The following is a 22,786-nucleotide window of genomic DNA, read 5'->3' on the forward strand; positions in this document are numbered from 1 at the left end:
TTATGAGAATTATTGCGATTATAGGAGCTAGGCCTCAATTCATAAAGCATTTTCCATTTGAAAAAGCTTGCGAAGGAAAAATAGATTTAAAGACGATTCATACGGGGCAGCACTATGATGAAAATATGAGTGCGGTTTTTTTTGAACAATTAGGTATGAAAAAACCTGATTATAAGTTGAATATAGGGAGTGATAGTCACGGAGCACAAACAGCAAAAATGATGATTGAGATAGAAGAAATTCTAGTTCAAGAAAAACCAGATGGAATTGTTGTTTACGGGGATACAAACTCTACTCTAGCTGGGGCGTTAGTTGCGTCAAAAATCCATATACCTATTTTTCACATTGAAGCTGGGCTTAGAAGTTTTAACAAAGAAATGCCTGAAGAAATAAATAGAATATTAACAGATCATATTTCAACCTGTCTTTTCACTCCTTCAAGTAAAGCTACAAAAAACTTACAAGATGAAGGCATCGTAAAAAATGTACATGAAGTCGGAGATATAATGAAGGATTTAGTTTTTTATGTAAAAGAAAACAAACTCTTTAAAAGTATTAACGTGGTAGAAGAGTTTTATTATGCCACAATTCATAGGCCATATAATACTGACGATAAATTAAGATTAGATTATATATTACAAGTTTTAAATGATTTGGATAAATCTGTAATAATGGCAATACATCCTAGGACTAGAAAAAACATTGAGATATTTAATTTAAAGTTTGACAACTTTAGGAATATAAAATTTATTGATCCACAATCATATTTAGATAATTTATCTTATCTAAAAGAATCTAAAGGTTTGATAACAGATAGTGGAGGAATGCAAAAAGAAGCATACTGGTTACATAAGAAATGTGTAACTATTAGAACAGAGACAGAATGGATTGAGACATTAAAAGGAGGTAACAATAAGTTAATGTTTAAAGATTTATCAAGTTTAAATATAGAACTACTAAAGTTTAAATCAGACTGGAATGATGAGCTTTACGGCAATGGTGATAGTTCTAAAAAAATAGTCCATGGAATATTGAATTGTTAATGTAAATGAAACATTAATAAAGTAAAAAAAGCTTTCTATTATAGAATAACTTAATATATTTGTCCATCAAAAAAGAAAAGAATATGAAAGTAGGTATAACATTTAGTGCATTTGATTTACTTCATGCAGGCCATATCAAGATGTTGGAAGAAGCAAAACGTCAATGTGACTTTCTAATTTGCGGATTACAAACAGACCCAACAATAGATAGACCTGAAAAAAATAGACCTGTACAGTCAGTAGTAGAAAGGTATATCCAGCTAAAAGGATGTAAATATGTTGATGAAATAGTCCCTTATGCCACTGAACAAGATTTGGAAGATGTTTTAAGATCATTCCATATAGACGTTCGAATTATCGGAGATGAATATGCTAATAAAAAGTTTACTGGAAGAGATTATTGTGAAAAAAAGGGGATAGATTTGTATTTTAATAAAAGAGAACACAGATTTTCCAGTAGTGGACTTAGAAAAGAAGTGCATCAAAAAGAAAGTTTAAAAGCCAAGGATAAATAATTTATGAATATAGCAGTAATTGGATCTGGTTATGTAGGTCTAGTTTCAGGAACATGTTTTTCTGAAATGGGTAATAAAGTAACCTGTGTAGATATTAATCAAGATAAAATAGATAAATTACAAAAAGGAATTATTCCAATCTACGAGCCAGGTCTAGAGAAAATGGTTCTTAAAAATGTTGAAAAGAAAAATCTGTTTTTTACAACAAAATTAGAGGAAGCCATTGAAGATGCTCAAGTAGTTTTTATAGCAGTTGGTACTCCAATGGGGGAAGATGGTTCTGCAGATCTTCAATATGTTATAGCTGTTGCAAGGGAGATTGGTCAAAAAATGAAAAAGTCTTTGATCGTAGTTGACAAATCGACAGTTCCTGTAGGTACCGCCGATAAGGTGAAAGCAACCATCCAGGAAGAACTAGATAAAAGATCAAGTGATCTTGAGTTTCATGTTGTTTCTAACCCTGAATTTTTAAAAGAAGGGGATGCTATTAATGATTTCATGAAACCAGATAGGGTAGTTATTGGAGCTGAATCTAAAACTGCATTTGATAAAATGAAAGAGCTTTATAGTCCCTTCTTTAGAACACGCGATCGTTTTATTACAATGGATGTTCGTTCGGCTGAAATGACTAAGTATGCAGCTAATGCAATGTTAGCTACTAAAATTTCTTTCATGAACGAGATGGCCAACATATGTGAGAGGGTTGGAGCCGATGTAGATAATGTACGTTTAGGTATTGGTTCTGATTCTAGAATCGGTTATAGTTTTATATATCCTGGTTGTGGTTATGGAGGATCTTGTTTTCCTAAAGACGTTAAAGCTTTAAAAAAAATAGCAGAAGAGAATAATTATAAGGCTCAGTTAATAGAGTCAGTTGAAGATGTAAATAATCGTCAAAAGTTTGTGATATCTGAAAAGATAATCAAATTATTCGGAAATGATCTATCTGCAAAAACTTTTGGTATATGGGGACTGTCTTTTAAGCCAGGAACAGATGATATGCGTGAAGCACCGGCAATATATGTAATAAAGGAGCTGGTAAAGAGAGGAGCCGTAGTGAAGGCGTATGATCCTAAGGCAATTGAAGAAGCGAAACATTTTTATTTGAAAGATATTAAGAATGTTGAATATTGTGAAAGGAAATACGATGTGTTACGTGATTCAAACGCTTTAATTCTTTTAACAGAATGGAAGGAATTTAGATCGCCAGATTTTGATGAGATAAAAAAAGAATTGATTGAACCCATAATCTTTGACGGTAGAAATCAGTATATAGCCTACAATATAGAAGAAAAGGGATTTGAGTATTACAGAATAGGAAAGTGATTTTATGGATTATTTAAAACTGATAAATAGAGATAAACTTCTCTTTAATGCAGATGTTTCTAAAAACCAACAAGAGCTATTAAATGAAGTGTCAAAGTCTAGTTTTCTCGTTTTAGGAGGAGCAGGTACAATTGGTCAGGCAGTTACCAAGGAGATTTTTAAAAGGAATCCTGAGAAATTACATGTTGTAGATATAAGTGAAAATAATTTAGTCGAACTGGTTAGAGATATTAGAAGTTCTCATGGGTACATTGAAGGCGATTTTAGAACATTTGCACTTGATATTGGTTCTTTAGAGTATGACGCTTTCATAATTAATCAAGATAGGTATGATTATGTGTTAAATTTATCTGCATTAAAACATGTTAGGAGTGAGAAGGATCCATACACTTTGATGAGAATGATTAAGGTGAACATCCTTAACACAATTAAAACTATAGATCAATCCATAAAAATGAATACAAAAAAGTATTTTTGTGTTTCTACTGACAAGGCCGCAAACCCTGTAAATATGATGGGAGGGTCTAAACGTATTATGGAGATGTTCTTAATGGAGAAGAGCAGGTACATAAATATTTCCACAGCTCGGTTTGCTAATGTAGCTTTTTCCGATGGATCATTATTACATGGTTTTGAACAAAGAATAAAAAAAAGACAACCAATTGCTGCACCATCCGATATTAAAAGATATTTCGTTGTTCCCCAAGAGTCAGGAGAATTATGCTTAATGTCATGTATCTTTGGAGAGAATAGAGATATATATTTTCCTAAATTAGACCAAGGGTTACACCTAATTACTTTCTCTGAAATAGCAGAAAAATTTCTGAAAGACAAAGGTTACGATCCTTATTTAGTTAAAAGTGAAGAGGAGGCTAGAGCATCTATAAACACTTTATTAGCTGATGGAAAATGGCCATGTTTGTTTGGTAAAAGTAATACAACTGGAGAGAAAAGTTTTGAAGAGTTTTTTACGGAAAAAGAAACATTAGACTTAAAAAAACATATTAATCTCGGAATTGTAAAGAACGAGCCAGAATTTGATGAAGAGAAACTAATATATTTTTTAGATGTTATTAACAATTTACGAAAAAATAAATTTTGGGATAAAGAAGATATTGTTAACCTCTTTCACAAAATGATTCCAAATTTTGGTCATAAAGACATTGGTGTATATTTAGATTCTAAGATGTAAAATGGATCAAACAAAAAATATTTTAACATTAGTACGTGATTTATTTGATGTTAAGGAAGATTTCATACCATTACATGTACCTTATTTAAACGGAAATGAAAAAAATTATTTGAATGAGTGTATTGACTCGACTTTTGTTTCTAGTGTAGGTAAGTTCGTGAATTTATTTGAAGATAAAATAGCTGAATACACAAAAGCTAATCACGCGATAGTGTGTGTTAATGGTACAAATGCATTACATCTTTCTTTATTACTTGTTGGGGTTGAAAAAGGAGATGAAGTAATTACGCAGCCTTTAACCTTTATAGCTACTACAAATTCAATTACTTATGCTAATGCAACTCCTGTTTTTGTTGATGTGGATAAAGATACTATGGGGATGTCTCCTAAATCACTAATAGAATTTTTAGAAGAAAACGCAGAATTGAGAGATGGAGTATGTTATAATAAGATCACTAAAAATAGAATCAAGGCCTGTATGCCTATGCATACTTTTGGTCATGCCTGTAGAATAGAAGAAATAGTTGATGTTTGTAAAAAATATAACATTGAATTAGTAGAAGATGCTGCTGAGGCAATGGGTAGTATTTATAAAGGTAAACATTTAGGTACTTTTGGAAGAATATCTGCTATTTCTTTTAATGGAAATAAGATAATGACTACTGGTGGAGGAGGGATAATTTTAACAAATGATAATAAGTTAGCCGCAAAAGCGAAGCATCTGTCAACACAGTCCAAAGTACCACACAAGTGGGAGTATGTTCACGATGATATAGGCTTTAATTACAGAATGCCCAATATTAATGCTGCGTTAGGGTTAGCACAGCTAGAGAATTTAGATTTTTTCCTTGAGAATAAAAGAAAGCTCGCAAAAGAATATTCAACTTTTTTTAAGAATAGTTCTGTTGATTTTTTCGAAGAGCGAGAATCTGAACAATGTAACTTTTGGTTAAATGCTATTATTCTAAATAATAAAGAAGAACGAGATTCTTTCTTAGAAGAAAGTAATAAAAAAGGAATCATGACGAGGCCTATATGGCAATTAATGAATAAACTTCCTATGTATAAAGACAATTTCAAAGGAGATCTTACAAATTCAGAATGGTTAGAAGAAAGGGTTGTTAATATACCAAGTAGTGTTAGAGCACTAAAATAATAAATATGAAAAAAATAAAAATTGGTTATTTTGCAGATGGACCATGGTCACATTTGGCTTTTGAGAAGTTAATAAAAGATGAAACAATAGATATAAAGTTTATAGTGCCTAGGTCAGATACAAAAGATGAGACCTTAAAAAAATTTTCTGAAAAGTATGGCATTGATTATCTGTATCCAGTAAAAATTAATGATACAGATTTTATTGAAAAATCTTCATCTTATGGATGTGATTTATTTGTTTCAATGAGTTTTAATCAGATTTTTAGAAAACAAATTATTAGTGTTCCTAAATTAGGAGTAATTAACTGTCATGCAGGTAAATTACCATTTTACAGAGGGAGAAATATCTTAAGTTGGGCTTTGATTAATGATGAAAAGGACTTTGGAATCACAGTCCACTATGTTGATGAAGGTATAGATACTGGAGATATAATAAAACAAAATATATATCCAATTAAAGAAGAGGACAACTATCAGACACTATTGAATATAGCTTATTCTGAATGTGCTAACATTTTATTCGATGCAATAAAAGAGATTCAATTAGGAACAGCGAAAAGAATAAAACAAAATACAATTCATTCGGTAGGTTTTTATTGTGGAAGAAGAGGGGTTGGTGATGAAATCATTAATTGGAATCAAACTTCTAGAGAACTCTTTAATTTTATTCGATCAATATGTAGACCTGGGCCGATATCAGTTACTTTTTTGAATGGAGAAGAAGTGAAAATTAATTGTGCAAAAATGGTAAATGAGGCACCATCTTACAAAGGTATTCCGGGGCAAATTTTATCAAAAGCAAAATTAGGCTATCTTGTTAAAACCAAGGATTCTTTTATAGAAATTTTTGATATAGAAACAAATGTGAAGTTAAAGGTTGGAGATAGGTTTAAAAACGAATTATAATGAGTAAGATGTCAAAGAAAGTAGAATTATTAAAGATAAATCACGATGCTTCACTAATAGATGCTATGAAGCAAATGGATAGGCTCGATAAAAAATCGTTACTAGTCTTTAATCAAGAAAAGTTCTTAAACATTATCAGTATAGGAGACATACAAAGAGCAATCATTAAAAATGTAGACATCAATGCGTCAGTTTTCAATGTATTGAGAAGTACTACAAGAATTGTTGCCGAAGATACTCCTTTTGAATCTATTAAAGAAATAATGAAGGAGTTTAGAACTGAACTGATGCCAGTTGTAGATGATAACAATAATTTAGTTGACGTTTACTTTTGGGAAGATGTTTTTTTGAAAAATCAAAGAAGAGAAAAAAGAGCCCTTAATTTACCAGTTGTTATTATGGCAGGAGGGTTTGGAACAAGATTAAGACCTCTTACTCATATTATACCGAAACCATTGATACCAATTGGCGAAGAAAGTATGATTGAACATATCATTGGGAGATTTCAAGATATAGGGTGTAATGAATTTTACACGTCTGTAAACTATAAGGCAAGAATGATTGAGTTCTATTTCAATGAGATTAAAGACAAAACCTATAAAATTGAATTTTTCAAGGAAGATAAGCCTTTAGGAACAGCAGGAAGTTTAAGTTTATTAAAAGGAAAAATTAACAGTACTTTTTTTGTGTCTAATTGTGATATTTTTATAGAAGAAGATTACTGTGAAATTTATGATTATCATAAAAGAAATAAAAATGAATTGACAATTGTTTCCGCTGTAAAGAACTATAATATACCATATGGAACATTAGTAACAAAAGAAGACGGTGTTTTAGAAAAAATTGAAGAAAAACCAAATTTTAACTTCCAAATTAATACAGGATTTTATATAGTAGAACCACATTTGATTGATGAGATACCAGAAAACGAATTCTTTCATATTACTCATTTAATGGAGAAATTACTTAAAGAAGAAAGAAAAATAGGAGTTTTCCCTGTTTCATCTGGTTCTTGGAAAGATATTGGAGTTTGGAGTGAGTATCTTAAAAATATAGGGATATGAGCTTGTTAAAAAAGATACTAGGAAAACTTGGTGTTATTAAAACTGATACAGTAAAGTTTCAAAATTATTTAGATAAGCTAAATATTCCTTTTCGTACCCATAATTCTCAAATTGATGCATTAACACCTTCTTTAATAAAAATAGGTAAAAACTTCATATCAGCACCAGGATCTAAAATAATATCTCACGATTCTAGTTTGGTATCTTCTCATGGGATATTAAGATTTGGTAAAGTAACTATAGGAGATCACGTTTTTTTAGGGGCTAATAGTGTGATTTTAGGAGAATCTTTTATTGGAGATAATTGTATAATTGGTGCTGGAGCAGTTGTAAAAGGAACATTTGAAGCTAATTCAGTTATCGTAGGTAATCCAGCTAAAAAAATAATGACAGTCCAAGAATTGTTATCCAAAACAAAAAATGGGACTAATTTTATTAATATTCCTGAAGAATTATTACAAAAGATGGAAAAAGCTAAATTATCTTTTGAAGATAGAGGAGAGATTGAATTTTTAGTAAATGAGAAGATTACTTAAGGATAAACTTTTAGTTTTATCATCAAGTGTAGGAAGTAAATTATTAGGATTATTAGCCTCGGTTCTTATTGTACGTTTGTTGCCCACTAAAGATTTTGCAGAATGGTCCTATTATAAAACATTCATAGTTTTTTTATTACCAATTTCTTTTTTAGGTATGGAGCAAGTTTTGCTGAGATATGCGTACTTAAAAGGAGTAGATAAAAAAAAGTTAAAGACTCAAACATTTAGCATAGGGATTGTTAGTTCGAGTCTTGTTATTTTTATTGGAGTTTTAGTAGTTTTTTTAATAAGACCTAAGAATTTTCAGAATACACTTTTGTTGATTTTTGTTTTTTTACAATTAATATCAGTGTCTTTTAATTTATTTTATCAGTACTTTTTTAGGATTGTAGATGATTTTTATAAATACTCAAAAATTATCTTTGCTACTTCTCTTTATGTTAGTATGGCATTAATAATAGGTGCTTTTATAAATGTTGAAACAATGGCATTATTAGCTACTCTAGCCTATTTAGTATATTATCTTACTAACCCTATTAAGATCAATTTTAGAGCTAGTTCATTATATAAAATAACGAAAGAGCAATTAAAATATGGAGTTAATATAGGGATTGGAGGTTTACTAAACAAAGGGATTTTTGTTCTAGATGTTATTTACATTGCTAATATGTTAAATAATACAGAGGGTTTAGCAGGATACAAAGTAATAACTCTTTTACCCTTCAACTTAATTTTAGTAGCGAATTCAATTCTAATAGTTGATTTTGGAGCTTTTGTAAATTTTAAACGAAAAGATATTCTAAAGTATTTGTTAAGTTATTGGAAAAAAGGAATAACGTTTTTAGTTCCTACAGGTGTAATATTATTCTTTTTTCATACAGAAATAATCAATCTACTATTCGGAGTTAAATATGTGCAGTATTCAAGTTTAATGTTTTACTATTTCTTATTTATTGCACTTATAATCTTGTTACGCTCACCAGTAGGGCAAATACTTAATGCATTAGGTTATGCTGGTTTCAATTCTATAATGACAGTCTTACAAACATTGTTCTTAGGATTGTTATTTATAATTCCATTAGAACTGTCACTTAAAGAGTTAATATTCTATTTCGGAGCCGTTGTTTTATTTTTAACTACAATTCAATTTATAAAATTATTTAAAATATGAGAGTATTAATAATTGGTCAGTGTCAAGGAGGTAATGCAAAAACATGGGAAGGTTTTTTAAATAATTACACAGAATTAGATCTAATACATTATGTATGCAGAAATTATTCTCAAGCTGATTTTAAACTAAAAACTAAAAATCAAAAAGTTTTTAAGCTTTATAATTATTTTAAAGGTTGGGGACTGTTAGAAAAAATTTGGATAAAAATAATGTCTTCATATATCTTCCCAATAATAATTAAATTATTAGATGTTTTTTATAAATATGATGTAATTCATATACAAGGAAATTATGCACCGAAATTTAACTTATCATTGATGAATGTAGTTAAGGCGAAAAAAGTCATGCATATTTATGGTAGTGATTTTTACCAGAAATATATTAATGGAAATGAGAAATCAAAAAGTAACTTTGAGGAAGTAATCAAACAATCGGATCATGTTCTATTCAACTTTGAAACATTGAAGAATGATTTTTTAAAAGAAATTAATTGCTCTGAAAAAGTTAGTGTTGGTTGTATGGGAGTTAGTGATTTTTGGTCAAAAGCTTATAATGAAAAATCATCTAACGATAATGTTATAAGAATTTTATCAGCTCGAGGCATGTATTTTTATAATAACGTTAGTTTTTTAGTAGATTCATTTATAGAGATTTATGGAGGTAACCCTAAGTTTGAGTTGTATTTAGTAAATGGTTATGGTTGGGATGAAGATGAGAAAAATGCCGTAATGGAAAAAATAAAAAATTACAATAATATTATTGCTAGAGTTGGAGAATGGATAAGTGATGAAGAGTTGAGATATTATTATGATCTTTGTGATTATAACTTTTGTATAGGTTCTACAGATCAATTAACGGTAAGTATTGTATATGGTTATTTAAGAAAAAGTTTAAATGTGTTATCTCCACTAGAAAATTATTCAGAATTAGATGAGTTACAATTTAAATCACATACTTATTTGCAAGATATTTCTAAAGAAAGTGTAGATAATTTACTTAAGAGTTTACCCAAAAAGGATAATAATATTTTGAACGAAGATCGTATTAAAGCAGAGGAAAATTTTTTATTTAGAAATAGATTTAAGAATACATTAAGGGTATATAAGAATTTGACAGAATAGATTTATGATTACAATTTTTTTTGAGGAGGCTATAAATAAAATAGATGATTTATTGGTCAACCAAGAATTACAAAATGGCCATAATGGTCCTTATAAAGATGAAGAAACTGATGTTAGAAAGATTTCTCATCTTTTAGTTCTATATGCTAATGCGCTAAAATCTGGATTAGACATAGAGGCGCGCCTTAAAATAGAAGAGTTAAAAGAAGCTCTTATTAATTCAGAGTATTATAAAGGAAAGGCTTACTTTAAATCTAGGAATAAACCAGGTAAAGATGAGGTGAATGGTGTTATTGGTATAGCATGGGTGATGGAGGGTTTATGTGCAGCATATGAGGTGCTAAAGGAAGAAAAGATTTTAATATTTTTAGAAAATATTGTAGAATCCTTAAATTTTAATAAAGAAAGAGGCTTATGGGAAAGGCCAACACATTTAGTAACAGATAAATCAGGAATTGACGAAACCTTTAACCACCAGCTTTGGTTAGCATATGCAATTATATACTATTTTAAAGTTGCAAATAAAGAAGTTTCAGATGATGTAAAAGAATTTTTTATAAAGTTAGATGTTAACTTGAGAATTCATAAGGAAGGATTAATAGTTCATTCTCTTAAAAATAGAATTGGCTTAAAAAATAAATTAAAAGATTTATTAAAAAGCATAAAGGTATATGTGAAATCCAGAATTAAAGGTACAACAACTAAATATAAGGAGAACGGATATCATTTATTCAATATGTTTGCTTTTTCTAGAATAGAATCTTTAGGGTATGGTTATCTATTTAAAGACTCAAGAAAAATAAGAAAAGCTTTAATTTACTCTTCAGGAGATCATTTGTATAATGAATTAAGCTCTAATTTAGAAGAAACGGATTACTATTCTATAGCACTTTCTTCATGTCTGAATTATAATAGATACGGCTTTCCATATAATGTTTCTGGTTTTGAATTTCTATATGTTAATAAAATTTTTAATCTCAAAAAAGATGTATTAGCTAATAAGTACTTTAAAAAACAAAAAGAAGTTTATGGTTATAAAGACGAGAAGAATAAATTTGTCGAAAAAATGAAAACGGAAGATGAAATAAATCTTTTATTAAGAGTTTATGAGTTAAGTTTTTGTTTGGTTGATTAAAAAAATGCGTAATAGTTAATACAAAGTGAAAATTATTTAAAGTAAAGTATAATTATAACTTTATTTGGGTTAATGAATTCATAATGATTTTAAAAAAAAATAAGAGGCAAGAAGATATATTATTTTTATTGTCTTTGATTCTAGTAATTGTTTTTCCGTTATTTCCAGACTATTTTGGTAATAATAGTTTTCATATTATTCCATTAACAATCTTTTTGAGTTTATTACTATTGCTTAAAAGAAGGAATAAGTTTAAATTGGATAAAGGAATTGTAAGACCTACTATTTTTTTCTTTATGACTTTTGTAATATTATTATTATCTCTTATTAATGAATCTTTTTTTATTGCTGAAGTACAAGTAAAAGACTTTATTGGAACGATAAAACCATTCTATTCATATTTGTTTTTTCTGGTAGGTTATGTATCAATAATGGATGATGAGAAAAAGATTAATTCGCTATGCCGTTTTTTTGAAATTTTAATTGTTTTTAGTTTCTTACTAGCAATTGTAGAAACATTTTTTCTTGATCAATTTAGAGGATTAATATATTTCTTATACAAAAGGAAAGAAAGATTAATTTTAATAGATAAAGCTACTGGTTGGTTTGGGGTTACATATTACTTTTCATATTTTATGTCTTTGTTATGTTTTTATTCTTTCTTTATGTTAACAAAGAGGAAAAGTATTTTTTACTTTTTATTGTTTTGTTTTTCTTTGATAACTATTTTCTTAACTCAAAGTAGAACTTTAATTCTTGCCTTGATTGCAGGATTTTTAATTCTTCCATTTCTAAAACAAAGTTTTAAGAATAAATCTGTTTATATTTTTTATGCCTTAGCACTTTTATTAGTTGTATATCTAGGATTACGATATAGTGATTTGTTACAAGAAAGATTAGGATATGCTTATATTGGTATCACAAGACTTTTTGAGCAAGGTGTAGAACTTCAAGGGGGAGACTCTGGATCAGTAAATGTAAGAATTAACCAATTCTGGTGGGCTTGGGAGGAGAATAAATATAAACTGATCGGTTATGGATTAGGACGAAGTACTGAAGTAGCTTTGGAATCAATATATGCGTATTACATGTATAGGTTTGGAATAATTTATTTAATTGCTTACATTTTGTTATTTTTTTACTTCTTTAAAATGGCATCTAAAATGGCAGTGAAATATAAAGATCATGTAACATATTATTCTTTTTTCTCTGCTTGTAGTATTTTTTATCTAATATCTCCTATAGCACTAATAGCATCTCCATCACATGAAATGCCTAAAATAGCTTTCATGTTTTATATATGTTCTGCTATAGTTTATAAGTTTTACATAAAAACAAAAAAGTATGGTTAAAATATCAATTATAATTCCTCATTATAATTCTATAAAAACCTTAAAAAGGTTACTAGAGTCCATTCCAAATGAAGGCTGGATAAAAACTATTGTTGTTGATGATGGTAGCGCCCAAGACATTTCAGCGGTAAAGAATTCCTTTAGTCATGTGCTCTTTTTAAAAGTGCCAGAAGGAAAAAAAGGAGCAGGAGCAGCAAGAAATATAGGAATACAGAAAGCAGAAGGTAAGTATCTTCTTTTTGCCGATGCAGATGATTATTTTTTAGAGAATTCGTTTGAATTAATAAAAGCTAATATAGAAGAAGAATATGATATGATTTTTTTTGATCCTACTAGTTTAAATACTAGTAATAATGAGGTTGGAACTAGACATAAACCTTATTCCTTCCTAATTGATGATTTTTTAAAAAGTAATAATAAACATGTTCTGTTTAAATTTTATGTACCTTGGAGTAAATTAATAAGTTTAGATTTGGTTAAGAATAAAGGAGTTTATTTTGAAGAGATTATAGCATCAAATGATGTTAACTTCTCTTTAAAGTCTATTTACTATGCACAAAACATCCTCTGTTTAAAGCAAACTATTTATTGTGTAACTGAATCAAATAATTCACTTACTAAGCAAAGAAAAGAAAGTGTTTTAGATAGTCGTTTTGATGCATTGGCACGATATAATGACTTTTTAAAAGAAAAAGGATTAAAAGATATACAGGTGGCCATGTCTGGCCATTTGTGGAATACAAGACACTTTGGACTATACAAAACTTTATACCGTTTCTTTTATTGTAAATATAAAAAATATCCTATTTTTTATAGTATTGGACATATGTTTAAAGCCTTAAGACACTTTAGATAGAAGAAAAAAATATTTATAAAGAATTAGAAATGAAACGTATTTTATATATACATCAATATTTTTTAACGCCGAAACAACCAGGAGGAACAAGGTCATATTGGATAGCAAAAAAAATGATAGAGAATGGGTTTGGAGTAACAATGATAACATCAGATTCTAATCCGAAAAGTAGAAAAGTAAAAAGAATAAATATAGATGGTATAGATGTTATTTACATTCCTAACCCTTATGATAACAAAATGGGTTTTATTAAAAGGTTAATTTCTTTTTTAAAGTTTATGTTCAGGGCAACTTATTATTCATTAAAAGAAAAGAATGTCGATTTAGTTTTTGCTACTTCTACCCCATTAACAGTAGGAGTACCTGCTTTAGTGAAAAAATGGTTTCAGAAAGTTGATTTCGTTTTTGAAGTGAGAGATTTATGGCCTGAAGTACCAATCCAAATGGGAGCCCTTAAAAATCCAATTTTAAAAAGCATAGGTTTAAAATTGGAAAAGATAATATATAAAAATGCAAGACATGTAATAACTTTATCACCAGGAATGGAAAAAGGTGTGCTTAGATACAAATTTATGGAAGGTAAAACATCAATGATTCCTAATATGTCTAAGCCAGATATCTTCTTCCCAAGAAAAATTGAGAAAGAGAAAATTAGCGACTTTAAAATTGATATTAAAAAATTCAATGTAGTTCATTTTGGGGCTATGGGTATTGCAAATGGCTTAGATTACATAACTAATGCAGCTATACACAGTAAAACAATAGGTAATGATTTAATACAGTTTCATTTTTTAGGTAAAGGAAAAGTAGAAGAAGAATTAAAAGAAATAAAAGCTAAAAAAAAATTAGACAATGTCCATTTTCATGGTGCTCATCCAATGGAATCATTATCTCATTTTGTAAATGCTTGTAATTTATCTTTGGTAACCTTTAAAGATTTACCAATACTAAGAACTAATTCACCAAACAAATTGTTTGATAGTTTATCAGCAGGTAAACCGATAATTGTTAATTCATCGGGATGGACTAAAGATTTAGTTGAAGAGCATCGTTGCGGTATGTATGTAAGTCCTAGAGAGCCGAAAGATTTGATTGAGAAAATAACATTTTTAAATGAAAACAAGAATGTTCTTAAAGAAATGGGAGATAACTCTAGAAAAATATCAATATCTCTATATAATAAAGATTTACTGTCGCTAAGAGTTTTTCAAGAAGTAAAAAAACATATTATATAATACTGTAAAACTATGTATAAAGTTTTTTTTAAAAGATTTTTGGATTTTTCAATATCATTTTTGGCTTTAGTCCTACTTAGTCCAATCTTTATAATTGTTTTAGTTTTATTAATAATATACAATAATGGAAAACCTTTCTTCTTTCAGAAAAGACCTGGGAAAAATGAAGTTTTTTTCTATATCATTAAATTCAAAACCATGAATGACAAGAAAGATAAAGATGGAAATTTACTCCCTGATGAAGAAAGATTAACGAATGTTGGATTATTTGTAAGAAAAAGTTCTTTGGATGAAATCCCTCAATTAATTAATGTACTCAAAGGAGACATGAGTTTGATAGGTCCAAGACCATTATTACCTCAATATCTTGAACTTTATGATGAAGAACAAAAAAAACGACATAATGTTAAGCCGGGAATAACAGGTTGGGCACAAATCAATGGACGTAATGATATAACCTGGAAAAAGAAATTTCAATTGGATGTTTGGTATGTTAATAATATTAGTTTTATGCTTGACTTAACTATATTTTTCAAAACTTTTACTAAGGTCTTTAAATCCGAAGGTATTAATAAAACGGGAAGTCTAACAACAGAGTATTTTAATGGGAATAATTAATAAAATCAAGATAATAAAAGATCGAAGTGAATTTGCATATCAAGAATATTTGAAAAATAAAAAATATTATCAAGCCAAAAGAATTTACAATGCGAATACCGAATTAATGGCTATACTAAAAGAGTTTCAATTTCTCTGCGATAATAATATTATAGAGGATCTTTATCGATGTATTTTTCATTTAGAAGATTGGTTTTTACAATTCGAAAAATTGGAGAGTGGGATTCATAACTTAGATGAAGACTTTGTCTTTACTAGACTTGAATATTCTTTTGAGTTTCCATCTGAGTTTTTTAATAAATTAAATGAATTATAGCAATGAAATATATTTTTGCAGGAGATAGAGAAATAAGTGTAAATATTTTAAGCTTTATCATATCAAAAGGATATAAACCATTAGCACTTTTTGTTCCTAGTGATGCCCAACAGTCTCATGCAAATGAGTTGATAAAATTATCAGGATTATCTCGAGATAAAATATTTAAGGGTAAAGAAGTTAATTATGATGAAATAGTTCAAAATATTAATTCTTTAAACGTAGATTATATTATAGGAATTCATTTTCCTTATATAATTTCAAATAAGTTATTGAACGTTCCTAAAATTGGTTTTTTAAATTTGCATCCAGCATACCTTCCTTTTAACAAAGGATGGCATACTCCGAGCTGGGCTATAATAGACGGGACTCCTTATGGAGCCACTTTACATTTCATGTCTGAAAAACTCGATGCTGGAGATATAATATTGCAAGAGGAAATAGTAGTTTCTAGTACAGACACGGCAAATTCATTATATGCTAAGGTGTTAAAAAAAGAGTACGAGGTTTTTGTTAAAGCTTTTGATGGTATTAGAAGTCTTAAACCTACTCGGATAGAGCAATTGTCGGAAGGGACATCACATGTTAGAAAAGATTTAGAAAGTATTCAAGAAATTAACGTAGATAAAAATTATAAGGGTAAAGATATAATAAATTTGCTTCGAGGTTTGACTACAAATAATATTAAGGAATCAGCGTATTTCGTTGAAAATGGCAAAAAACAATACATTCAAATTAATATAATACCAGAAAATGATGAAAAGTAAAATCTGGTTGTCATCACCTCACATGGGAGGAGGAGAACAAAAGTATGTTCAAGAAGCATTTGATACTAATTGGGTAGCACCATTAGGACCAAATGTAAATGGATTTGAAGAAGATTTAGAAAGTTTTGTTGGAGAAGATTCAAAAGTTGCATGTTTAGCGTCAGGTACTTCTGCGTTACATTTAGCTTTAGTGTTGTCTGGTGTTTCTCATGGAGACGAAGTGATTTGCCAGAGTATGACGTTTTCAGCTTCAGCAAACCCAATTGTTTATCAAGGAGGAAAACCTATATTTGTAGATAGCGAAAAAGATACATGGAATATGTGTCCAGAAGCATTAAAGGAAGCTATTGAAGATAGATTATCTAAGGGAAAAAAACCAAATGCAATTATTGTAGTGCATTTATATGGAATGCCAGCAAAAATCGATAAAATAAAAGCTATCTCTGAAGAATATAACATAGCGTTAATTGAAGATGCAGCTGAAGCTCTTGGTTCTACATATAAAGGCCAGAAGTGTGGAACATTTGGAGATTTTGGAGTTCTTTCTTTTAATGGAAATAAAATAATTACAACATCAGGTGGAGGAGCTTTAGTATGTAAAAATGATGAAGACAAACAGAAAACGATCTTCTTAGCAACCCAAGCTAGAGATAATGCTCCTCACTATCAGCACTCTCACATAGGATATAATTATAGAATGAGTAATATTACTGCTGGTATAGGAAGAGGGCAAATGGAAGTTTTAGAAAAACATATAAATTATCGTAGAGCTAATAATGATTTCTATAAAGAAGTGTTTAAAAATGTTGATGGAGTAGAGGTGTTTACTGAACCTACATCAGATTGCCATTCTAATCATTGGTTAAGTTCTATATTAGTTGATCCTGATAAAGCTGGTTTTAGCAGAGAAGATTTAAGATTATCAATGTTAGAGGATAATATTGAATCTAGGCCATTATGGAAACCAATGCATATACAACCTATTTTTAAGGATTGTTTATATTACGGTAGTAACGTTTCAGAAAAATTATTTGATGATGGATTATGTCTTCCTTCGGGATCTAATTTAACTCAGGGAGATAAGGAAAGAATTAATCTTTCGATACAAAAACTATTGAAAAAATAGAAGTAAGTAAAGTTCAGATTTATATCTGAACTTTTTTTAATTTAGACTTTTATAGATTTATTATAATGAAAGGAATAATTCTAGCGGGAGGTTCAGGTACTCGACTATACCCAATCACAAAAGGCATTTCTAAACAGTTATTACCTGTTTACGATAAGCCTATGATATATTATCCACTATCTGTTTTGATGCTTTCTGGAATTAGAGAAATTTTAATAATTTCTACTCCTTATGACCTAACAAACTTCAAGAAATTATTAGGAACAGGTGAAGATTTGGGTATAGAATTAAGTTACGCAGAACAGCCTTCACCAGATGGCTTGGCGCAAGCATTTATTATCGGTGAAAAATTTATTGGGAATGATGATGTTTGTATGTTGCTTGGAGATAATATTTTTTATGGGCATGGTTTACCTGAATTATTTCAAAAAGCAATTCATAATGTTCAAAAAGAAGGAAAAGCAACTGTTTTCGGATATTATGTAAAAGATCCAGAACGATATGGTGTTGTTGAGTTTGATAATAATGAGAATGTTATTTCTATAGTTGAAAAACCTAAAGAACCTAAATCTAATTATGCTGTCGTTGGTTTATATTATTATCCAAATTCAGTAATTGAAATAGCCAAAGAAGTAAAACCATCGGAGAGAGGTGAACTTGAAATCACTTCTGTAAATCAATATTATTTAGAAAAGGATCAGTTAAAGGTGGAATTAATGGGAAGAGGTTATGCTTGGTTGGACACTGGAACGCATGAATCATTAATGGAAGCTGGACAGTTTATAGAAACAATAGAAAAAAGGCAAGGTCTTAAAGTAGCATGTTTAGAAGAAATAGCGCTTTATATGGGATATATTTCAAAAGAACAGGTTAGAAAATTAGCTGAACCACTTAAAAAGAATAATTACGGACAATATTTACTAAGCTTAGTCCAGGAATAACAATGAATTTTATTAAAACTAGAATCCCTGACTTAACGATTATAGAACCAAAAGTATTTGGTGATAATAGGGGTTATTTTTTTGAATCATTTAATTATAATGAGTTTAAAAATAATATTTACGAAGTTAACTTTGTTCAGGATAATGAATCAAAATCATCAAGAGGTGTATTACGTGGATTACATTTTCAAAAACCTCCTTTTGCTCAATCAAAATTAGTCAGATGTGTAAAAGGAAAAGTGTTGGACGTAGCGGTTGATATCAGAAAAGGATCACCAACATATGGAGAGTTTGAAATAGTTGAATTGTCAGAAGATAATAAAAGGCAGCTTTTTGTACCTAGAGGTTTTGCTCATGGATTCGTGGTGATTTCCGATGAAGCTGTTTTTTCTTACAAAGTTGATAATTGGTATTCACCAGAACATGATTCAGGTATATTATGGAATGATTCAAGTTTAAATATTGATTGGCGAATTAACCCTGAAGAAGTTTTACTTTCTGAAAAAGATAAAGTACTTCAGGTATTTGAAAATCTAGACACTCCATTTACTTATTAGTATGAATATATTAGTCACAGGTGCATCTGGTCAATTAGGTACAGAAATTCAACACCAATCAAAAAAGAGTAGTCATACTTTTTTCTTTGAAAATTCTAAGGAATTAGACATAACAATTCAGGAAGACGTTAAGAGTTATATTAAAAACCATAAAATTGATTTCGTGATTAACTGTGCGGCTTATACTGCGGTTGATAAAGCGGAGGAGGAGTTGGAAAGAGCAAACTTGGTCAATGCTCAAGGTGTAGAGAATTTAGTGTTAGCCTTGGGGAATAGTGGAAAAATGATTCATATTTCGACGGATTATGTTTTTGATGGTAATGCAAAAATGCCATTAAAGGAAACAGATACTACTGATCCAATAAACGCTTACGGAATCTCTAAAAGTATAGGAGAGAAGTTTTTTATAGCATCTAATGTGTCCGGAATAATTATAAGAACATCATGGTTGTACTCTAGTTTTGGAAGTAACTTCGTTAAAACTATGATGAGATTAGGGAAGGAAAAATCAGAATTACAAGTGGTATCAGATCAAATAGGTTCTCCAACATATGCTAGAGATTTAGCGAATGTTTGCTTAAAATTAGTAGAGTGTGACTTTTCGGATAAAAAAAGAGTTTACCATTATTCAAACTCTGGAGTTACATCATGGTTTGAATTTGCAAAAGAAATCATGACTATAGCAAATCTGGATTGTGAGGTATTACCAATAAAATCTGAAGATTATAAAACACTGGCTAAAAGACCATGTTTTTCAGTAATGGATACCACAAGAATTAAGGAAGATTTTAATTTGAATATTCCATTTTGGAAAGATTCATTAAGAGAATGTATAAATAACTGTCAAAATTAAATAGATGAATAACATATTAATTACAGGAGGTGCTGGTTTTATTGGATCACATGTTGTTCGATTATTTGTAACTAAATATCCGGATAAAAATATTATAAATCTAGATGCTTTAACGTATGCAGGTAATTTAGAGAACCTTAAAGATATCGAAACATCAGAAAATTATACTTTTGTTAAGGCAGATATTTGTGATTTTGAAACTATTGACTCAATTTTTAAACAATATGAAATTGATAGTGTAATACATTTAGCTGCTGAATCTCATGTTGATAGATCAATTAAAGATCCTTTATCATTTGCGAGAACCAATGTTATGGGAACCTTAAGTTTATTACAAGCAGCGAAAACGAACTGGAATGATGATTTAAAAGGAAAGTTGTTTTATCATGTTTCTACAGATGAGGTTTATGGAAGTTTAGGAGATGATGGTTTTTTTACTGAGAAAACTCCTTATGATCCGCATTCTCCATATTCTGCATCGAAAGCTTCTTCAGATCATTTTGTGAGATCTTTTCATGATACATATAAATTACCAATGGTAATTTCGAATTGTTCGAACAATTATGGTTCATTTCAATTTCCTGAAAAATTAATACCTCTTTTTATAAATAATATTTGTACACAGAAAGAATTACCGGTTTATGGTGAGGGCAAAAATGTAAGAGATTGGTTATTTGTAGAGGATCACGCTAGAGCTATTGATTTAATTTTTCATGAAGGAAAATTGGGAGAGACTTATAATATTGGTGGTTTTAATGAATGGAAGAATATTGACATTGTTAAAGTTTTAATTAAAACCGTTGATAAACTTTTAGGTAATCTTGAAGGAACTTCGGATAAATTAATAACTTTTGTGAAGGACAGAGCTGGGCATGATTATAGATATGCTATAGACTCTTCAAAATTAAAAGATGAATTGGGATGGGAACCTTCATTACAGTTTGAAGAAGGAATTGAGAAAACTGTAAAATGGTATCTAAATAATCAAGACTGGGTTAAAAATGTTACTAGTGGAGATTATTTAAAATATTACAAAGAAATGTATGAGCAATAAACAAAAAACCGATATAAATTTTATATCGGTTTTTTGTTTTTATACTAGTGAAAAATATATTATTTCAGTCGTTCCAAAGTAAGATCATCTTTATATCTAACAATAAATAAGCCTCTATTACCGTAGGATCCAAATAACTTTTTATTGAAGTCGAATTTATTTTCTAATCTCATCGAAACACCTTCCCTATAAGTATCAGTTAAATTTTCTCCAGATGCCATTCTGATTAAAACATCATAAGTTAAATCAAAACCTCTTATGGCATATTCAGAAGGAATATCTTTATTTCTTTTCTTGTAATGTTTAAAGAATTTCTTTAGATTTTGATCGTTCTCTTCAGAGTAATTATCTGTTACATATGTAAAGTCGATTCTAGCCAACGTATTATTGTTTATGTAATCGTACGCTGGAGTTTTGTCAATTGTGAATACTTGTGCAGTAACATCTTCTGGTAAAACAACCATACTATTTATGGCATCAGCAATGTAAGACTTTTCATCTGAAGTTAAAATAATCCAATTATGAACATTAGGCTTCATTTTATCTGTAAAACGCTTTTTCTTAATATAGTCTTTTTCTGGTTTTAGAGTAATGATATTTTTAATTGAATCATTTTTTTTGAGTTGTTTTTCTAAAAATGCTAATTGTTCATCTGATTGTTTCGAACCATCACTTACAATAAAAATTGTTTCACCGCTATAAATTTCATTTAAATATTCTACTAGAAAAGCGCTATGAGTATCTTTATCAGGAGCAGATTTTATAATTCTAGGTGATGAAAATTCGTCTTGATTATTTGAAAAGTGAGGAAAAATAACAGGCACATTCACATCATTAGCAACCTTATCTGCTTGACCTGAGTAAAAAGGACCGATAACAACATCTACATTTGCCAGTTTATCTTCGGCTAAAATTTTCTGTACTTCCTTTCCTCTGTTTCCAGTATCGAATACAGAGACATCTATTTGTATTCCACTTTTTTTAATAGAATCTAAGGCCATTTCCGCACCAAGATAAAAGTCTGTTACCATGTTAGCAACTCTTGCGCTACCCCCGTTTTTAGTATCAAAAATATCTTCGCTAGCAATGCTATCGTATTCTTGAGCTTTGAATGGTAATAGAAAAGCCAATTTAATTGGTTCGGTTACAGCAATCGTGTCTATGTACATTGTTGAATTATCAGAAGTCATCTTTTCTTCAATTGGACGAATTCTTAAGATCTGCCCGATTGAAAGATTATTATCAGCTATTTCAGGAAACTCAGGATTTAAATCCATCATTTCCTGTTTTGTGATATTATAAAACCTAGTTAAGCTGTAAACTGTTTCTTTTGGTTTAACAATATGAGTAACATGATTTTTTAAGTCTTCTTCTCGTGAAATATAAACAATTTTTTTCTCAGTAACTTTTACCTTTACTTCTTGACCAACACTTAGTAAGTTGTCTTTAATTTTAGGAAACTCTGGATTTAACTCGATTAATTCATCTTTACTAATGTTATAAGTTTTAGTTAATCTATAAACTGTTTCGCCTGGTTTAACAATATGAGTTTTGTACTCATACACTGTTCTTACAATTTGAGTAGAATCTGGTGCTGTTTTCACTTCATCCACATCAGTAGTTGGTTCATCTTGTGTATTATCAGTTTCTGTAACTTTACCTTTGTCTTCATCAGTTTCCTGAATTAAAGGTATAGTTTTCTTAAATTCTGGATTCGGAATTACTATTGTGCTATTTGATGCAGGGTTTGTACCAACATCAGGATTTAACCTTTCTAAATCTTCCGTTTTTACATTAATTCTTTCAGCAATGTCTCTCATCGTTTCTCCCTCTTTTACCTGGTAAGAAATATATCTCTTTTGTTGACTACAAGAAACTAGAATCGCCAAGACAAATGTAATAGCCCAAAATTTTATTTTACTCATATAACTTTTTTTAAAC

General features: G+C 29.5%; 23 protein-coding genes. 22 read left to right on the forward strand and 1 reads right to left on the reverse strand.

What is annotated here, in order from left to right; all coding sequences use genetic code 11:
- The first annotated feature begins 2 nt into the window (after nucleotides 1-2).
- The 22 genes from wecB to rfbB all read left to right on the forward strand — a co-directional run bounded on the left by wecB (nucleotide 3) and on the right by rfbB (nucleotide 20,845).
- Nucleotides 3-1,043: a non-hydrolyzing UDP-N-acetylglucosamine 2-epimerase gene (wecB, locus tag BTO06_RS02895; protein WP_100923880.1), complete on the forward strand. Its 1,041-nt coding sequence runs from the start codon at nucleotides 3-5 to the stop codon at nucleotides 1,041-1,043.
- An 83-nt stretch (nucleotides 1,044-1,126) separates the two neighbouring features.
- The gene (locus tag BTO06_RS02900; RefSeq protein ID WP_100923881.1) at nucleotides 1,127-1,558 is read left to right on the forward strand and encodes an adenylyltransferase/cytidyltransferase family protein; all 432 of its coding nucleotides are present in this window, start codon (nucleotides 1,127-1,129) and stop codon (nucleotides 1,556-1,558) included.
- A gap of 3 nt (nucleotides 1,559-1,561) precedes the next feature.
- Entirely contained in the window at nucleotides 1,562-2,884 is a 1,323-nt protein-coding gene (locus BTO06_RS02905) for a UDP-glucose dehydrogenase family protein (RefSeq protein ID WP_100923882.1), read from the forward strand.
- Between the two features lie 4 nt (nucleotides 2,885-2,888).
- Nucleotides 2,889-4,076, forward strand: coding sequence for a UDP-N-acetylglucosamine 4,6-dehydratase (locus BTO06_RS02910; protein WP_100923883.1), 1,188 nt, complete (start codon nucleotides 2,889-2,891; stop codon nucleotides 4,074-4,076).
- 1 nt (nucleotide 4,077) lies between these two features.
- Nucleotides 4,078-5,232 (forward strand): LegC family aminotransferase, encoded by a 1,155-nt coding sequence (locus BTO06_RS02915; protein WP_100923884.1) that lies wholly within the window; start codon nucleotides 4,078-4,080, stop codon nucleotides 5,230-5,232.
- Nucleotides 5,233-5,237: 5 nt separating this feature from the next.
- On the forward strand, nucleotides 5,238-6,140 hold the full coding sequence (locus BTO06_RS02920) for a methionyl-tRNA formyltransferase (protein WP_232731502.1): 903 nt from the start codon (nucleotides 5,238-5,240) through the stop codon (nucleotides 6,138-6,140).
- Between the two features lie 8 nt (nucleotides 6,141-6,148).
- Nucleotides 6,149-7,204 carry a nucleotidyltransferase family protein gene (locus tag BTO06_RS02925; protein WP_198517125.1) on the forward strand — a complete coding sequence of 352 codons (1,056 nt, stop codon included), beginning with the start codon at nucleotides 6,149-6,151 and terminating at the stop codon, nucleotides 7,202-7,204.
- Entirely contained in the window at nucleotides 7,201-7,740 is a 540-nt protein-coding gene (locus tag BTO06_RS02930) for an acyltransferase (RefSeq protein WP_100923886.1), read from the forward strand. Before BTO06_RS02925 ends, BTO06_RS02930 begins: the two co-directional genes overlap by 4 nt.
- On the forward strand, nucleotides 7,724-8,914 hold the full coding sequence (locus BTO06_RS02935) for an oligosaccharide flippase family protein (RefSeq protein WP_100923887.1): 1,191 nt from the start codon (nucleotides 7,724-7,726) through the stop codon (nucleotides 8,912-8,914). The genes BTO06_RS02930 and BTO06_RS02935 overlap by 17 nt, the downstream gene beginning before the upstream one ends.
- Complete coding sequence (locus BTO06_RS02940; protein WP_100923888.1) at nucleotides 8,911-10,035, forward strand: hypothetical protein; 1,125 nt, start codon at nucleotides 8,911-8,913, stop codon at nucleotides 10,033-10,035. Before BTO06_RS02935 ends, BTO06_RS02940 begins: the two co-directional genes overlap by 4 nt.
- 4 nt (nucleotides 10,036-10,039) lie before the next feature.
- The gene (locus BTO06_RS02945; protein WP_100923889.1) at nucleotides 10,040-11,170 is read left to right on the forward strand and encodes a hypothetical protein; all 1,131 of its coding nucleotides are present in this window, start codon (nucleotides 10,040-10,042) and stop codon (nucleotides 11,168-11,170) included.
- Nucleotides 11,171-11,253: 83 nt separating this feature from the next.
- A complete protein-coding gene (locus BTO06_RS02950; RefSeq protein ID WP_100923890.1) occupies nucleotides 11,254-12,522 on the forward strand; it encodes an oligosaccharide repeat unit polymerase in 1,269 nt (422 codons plus the stop codon).
- Nucleotides 12,515-13,378, forward strand: a complete 864-nt coding sequence (locus BTO06_RS02955; RefSeq protein ID WP_100923891.1) for a glycosyltransferase family 2 protein — start codon at nucleotides 12,515-12,517, stop codon at nucleotides 13,376-13,378. The genes BTO06_RS02950 and BTO06_RS02955 overlap by 8 nt, the downstream gene beginning before the upstream one ends.
- A gap of 29 nt (nucleotides 13,379-13,407) precedes the next feature.
- Nucleotides 13,408-14,613, forward strand: a complete 1,206-nt coding sequence (locus BTO06_RS02960) for a glycosyltransferase family 4 protein (protein WP_100923892.1) — start codon at nucleotides 13,408-13,410, stop codon at nucleotides 14,611-14,613.
- A 12-nt stretch (nucleotides 14,614-14,625) separates the two neighbouring features.
- Nucleotides 14,626-15,231, forward strand: coding sequence for a sugar transferase (locus BTO06_RS02965; protein ID WP_100923893.1), 606 nt, complete (start codon nucleotides 14,626-14,628; stop codon nucleotides 15,229-15,231).
- Complete coding sequence (locus tag BTO06_RS02970) at nucleotides 15,218-15,547, forward strand: hypothetical protein (RefSeq protein ID WP_100923894.1); 330 nt, start codon at nucleotides 15,218-15,220, stop codon at nucleotides 15,545-15,547. Before BTO06_RS02965 ends, BTO06_RS02970 begins: the two co-directional genes overlap by 14 nt.
- 2 nt (nucleotides 15,548-15,549) lie before the next feature.
- Nucleotides 15,550-16,314: a formyltransferase family protein gene (locus BTO06_RS02975; protein WP_100923895.1), complete on the forward strand. Its 765-nt coding sequence runs from the start codon at nucleotides 15,550-15,552 to the stop codon at nucleotides 16,312-16,314.
- On the forward strand, nucleotides 16,304-17,440 hold the full coding sequence (locus BTO06_RS02980; protein ID WP_100923896.1) for an aminotransferase class I/II-fold pyridoxal phosphate-dependent enzyme: 1,137 nt from the start codon (nucleotides 16,304-16,306) through the stop codon (nucleotides 17,438-17,440). The genes BTO06_RS02975 and BTO06_RS02980 overlap by 11 nt, the downstream gene beginning before the upstream one ends.
- 65 nt (nucleotides 17,441-17,505) lie before the next feature.
- Nucleotides 17,506-18,381, forward strand: a complete 876-nt coding sequence (gene rfbA, locus BTO06_RS02985; protein ID WP_100923897.1) for a glucose-1-phosphate thymidylyltransferase RfbA — start codon at nucleotides 17,506-17,508, stop codon at nucleotides 18,379-18,381.
- Between the two features lie 2 nt (nucleotides 18,382-18,383).
- A complete protein-coding gene (gene rfbC / locus BTO06_RS02990) occupies nucleotides 18,384-18,938 on the forward strand; it encodes a dTDP-4-dehydrorhamnose 3,5-epimerase (protein ID WP_100923898.1) in 555 nt (184 codons plus the stop codon).
- Between the two features lies 1 nt (nucleotide 18,939).
- Nucleotides 18,940-19,791 (forward strand): dTDP-4-dehydrorhamnose reductase, encoded by an 852-nt coding sequence (gene rfbD / locus BTO06_RS02995; protein ID WP_100923899.1) that lies wholly within the window; start codon nucleotides 18,940-18,942, stop codon nucleotides 19,789-19,791.
- Nucleotides 19,792-19,795: 4 nt separating this feature from the next.
- Complete coding sequence (gene rfbB, locus BTO06_RS03000) at nucleotides 19,796-20,845, forward strand: dTDP-glucose 4,6-dehydratase (protein ID WP_100923900.1); 1,050 nt, start codon at nucleotides 19,796-19,798, stop codon at nucleotides 20,843-20,845.
- A gap of 59 nt (nucleotides 20,846-20,904) precedes the next feature.
- Here the strand turns inward: rfbB and BTO06_RS03005 are convergent, their stop codons facing one another.
- A complete protein-coding gene (locus BTO06_RS03005) occupies nucleotides 20,905-22,770 on the reverse strand; it encodes a LysM peptidoglycan-binding domain-containing protein (protein ID WP_100923901.1) in 1,866 nt (621 codons plus the stop codon).
- Nucleotides 22,771-22,786: the final 16 nt, after the last annotated feature.

This window comes from Tenacibaculum sp. SZ-18 (assembly GCF_002813915.1).
In the GTDB taxonomy this organism is placed as follows: Bacteria; Bacteroidota; Bacteroidia; order Flavobacteriales; family Flavobacteriaceae; genus Polaribacter.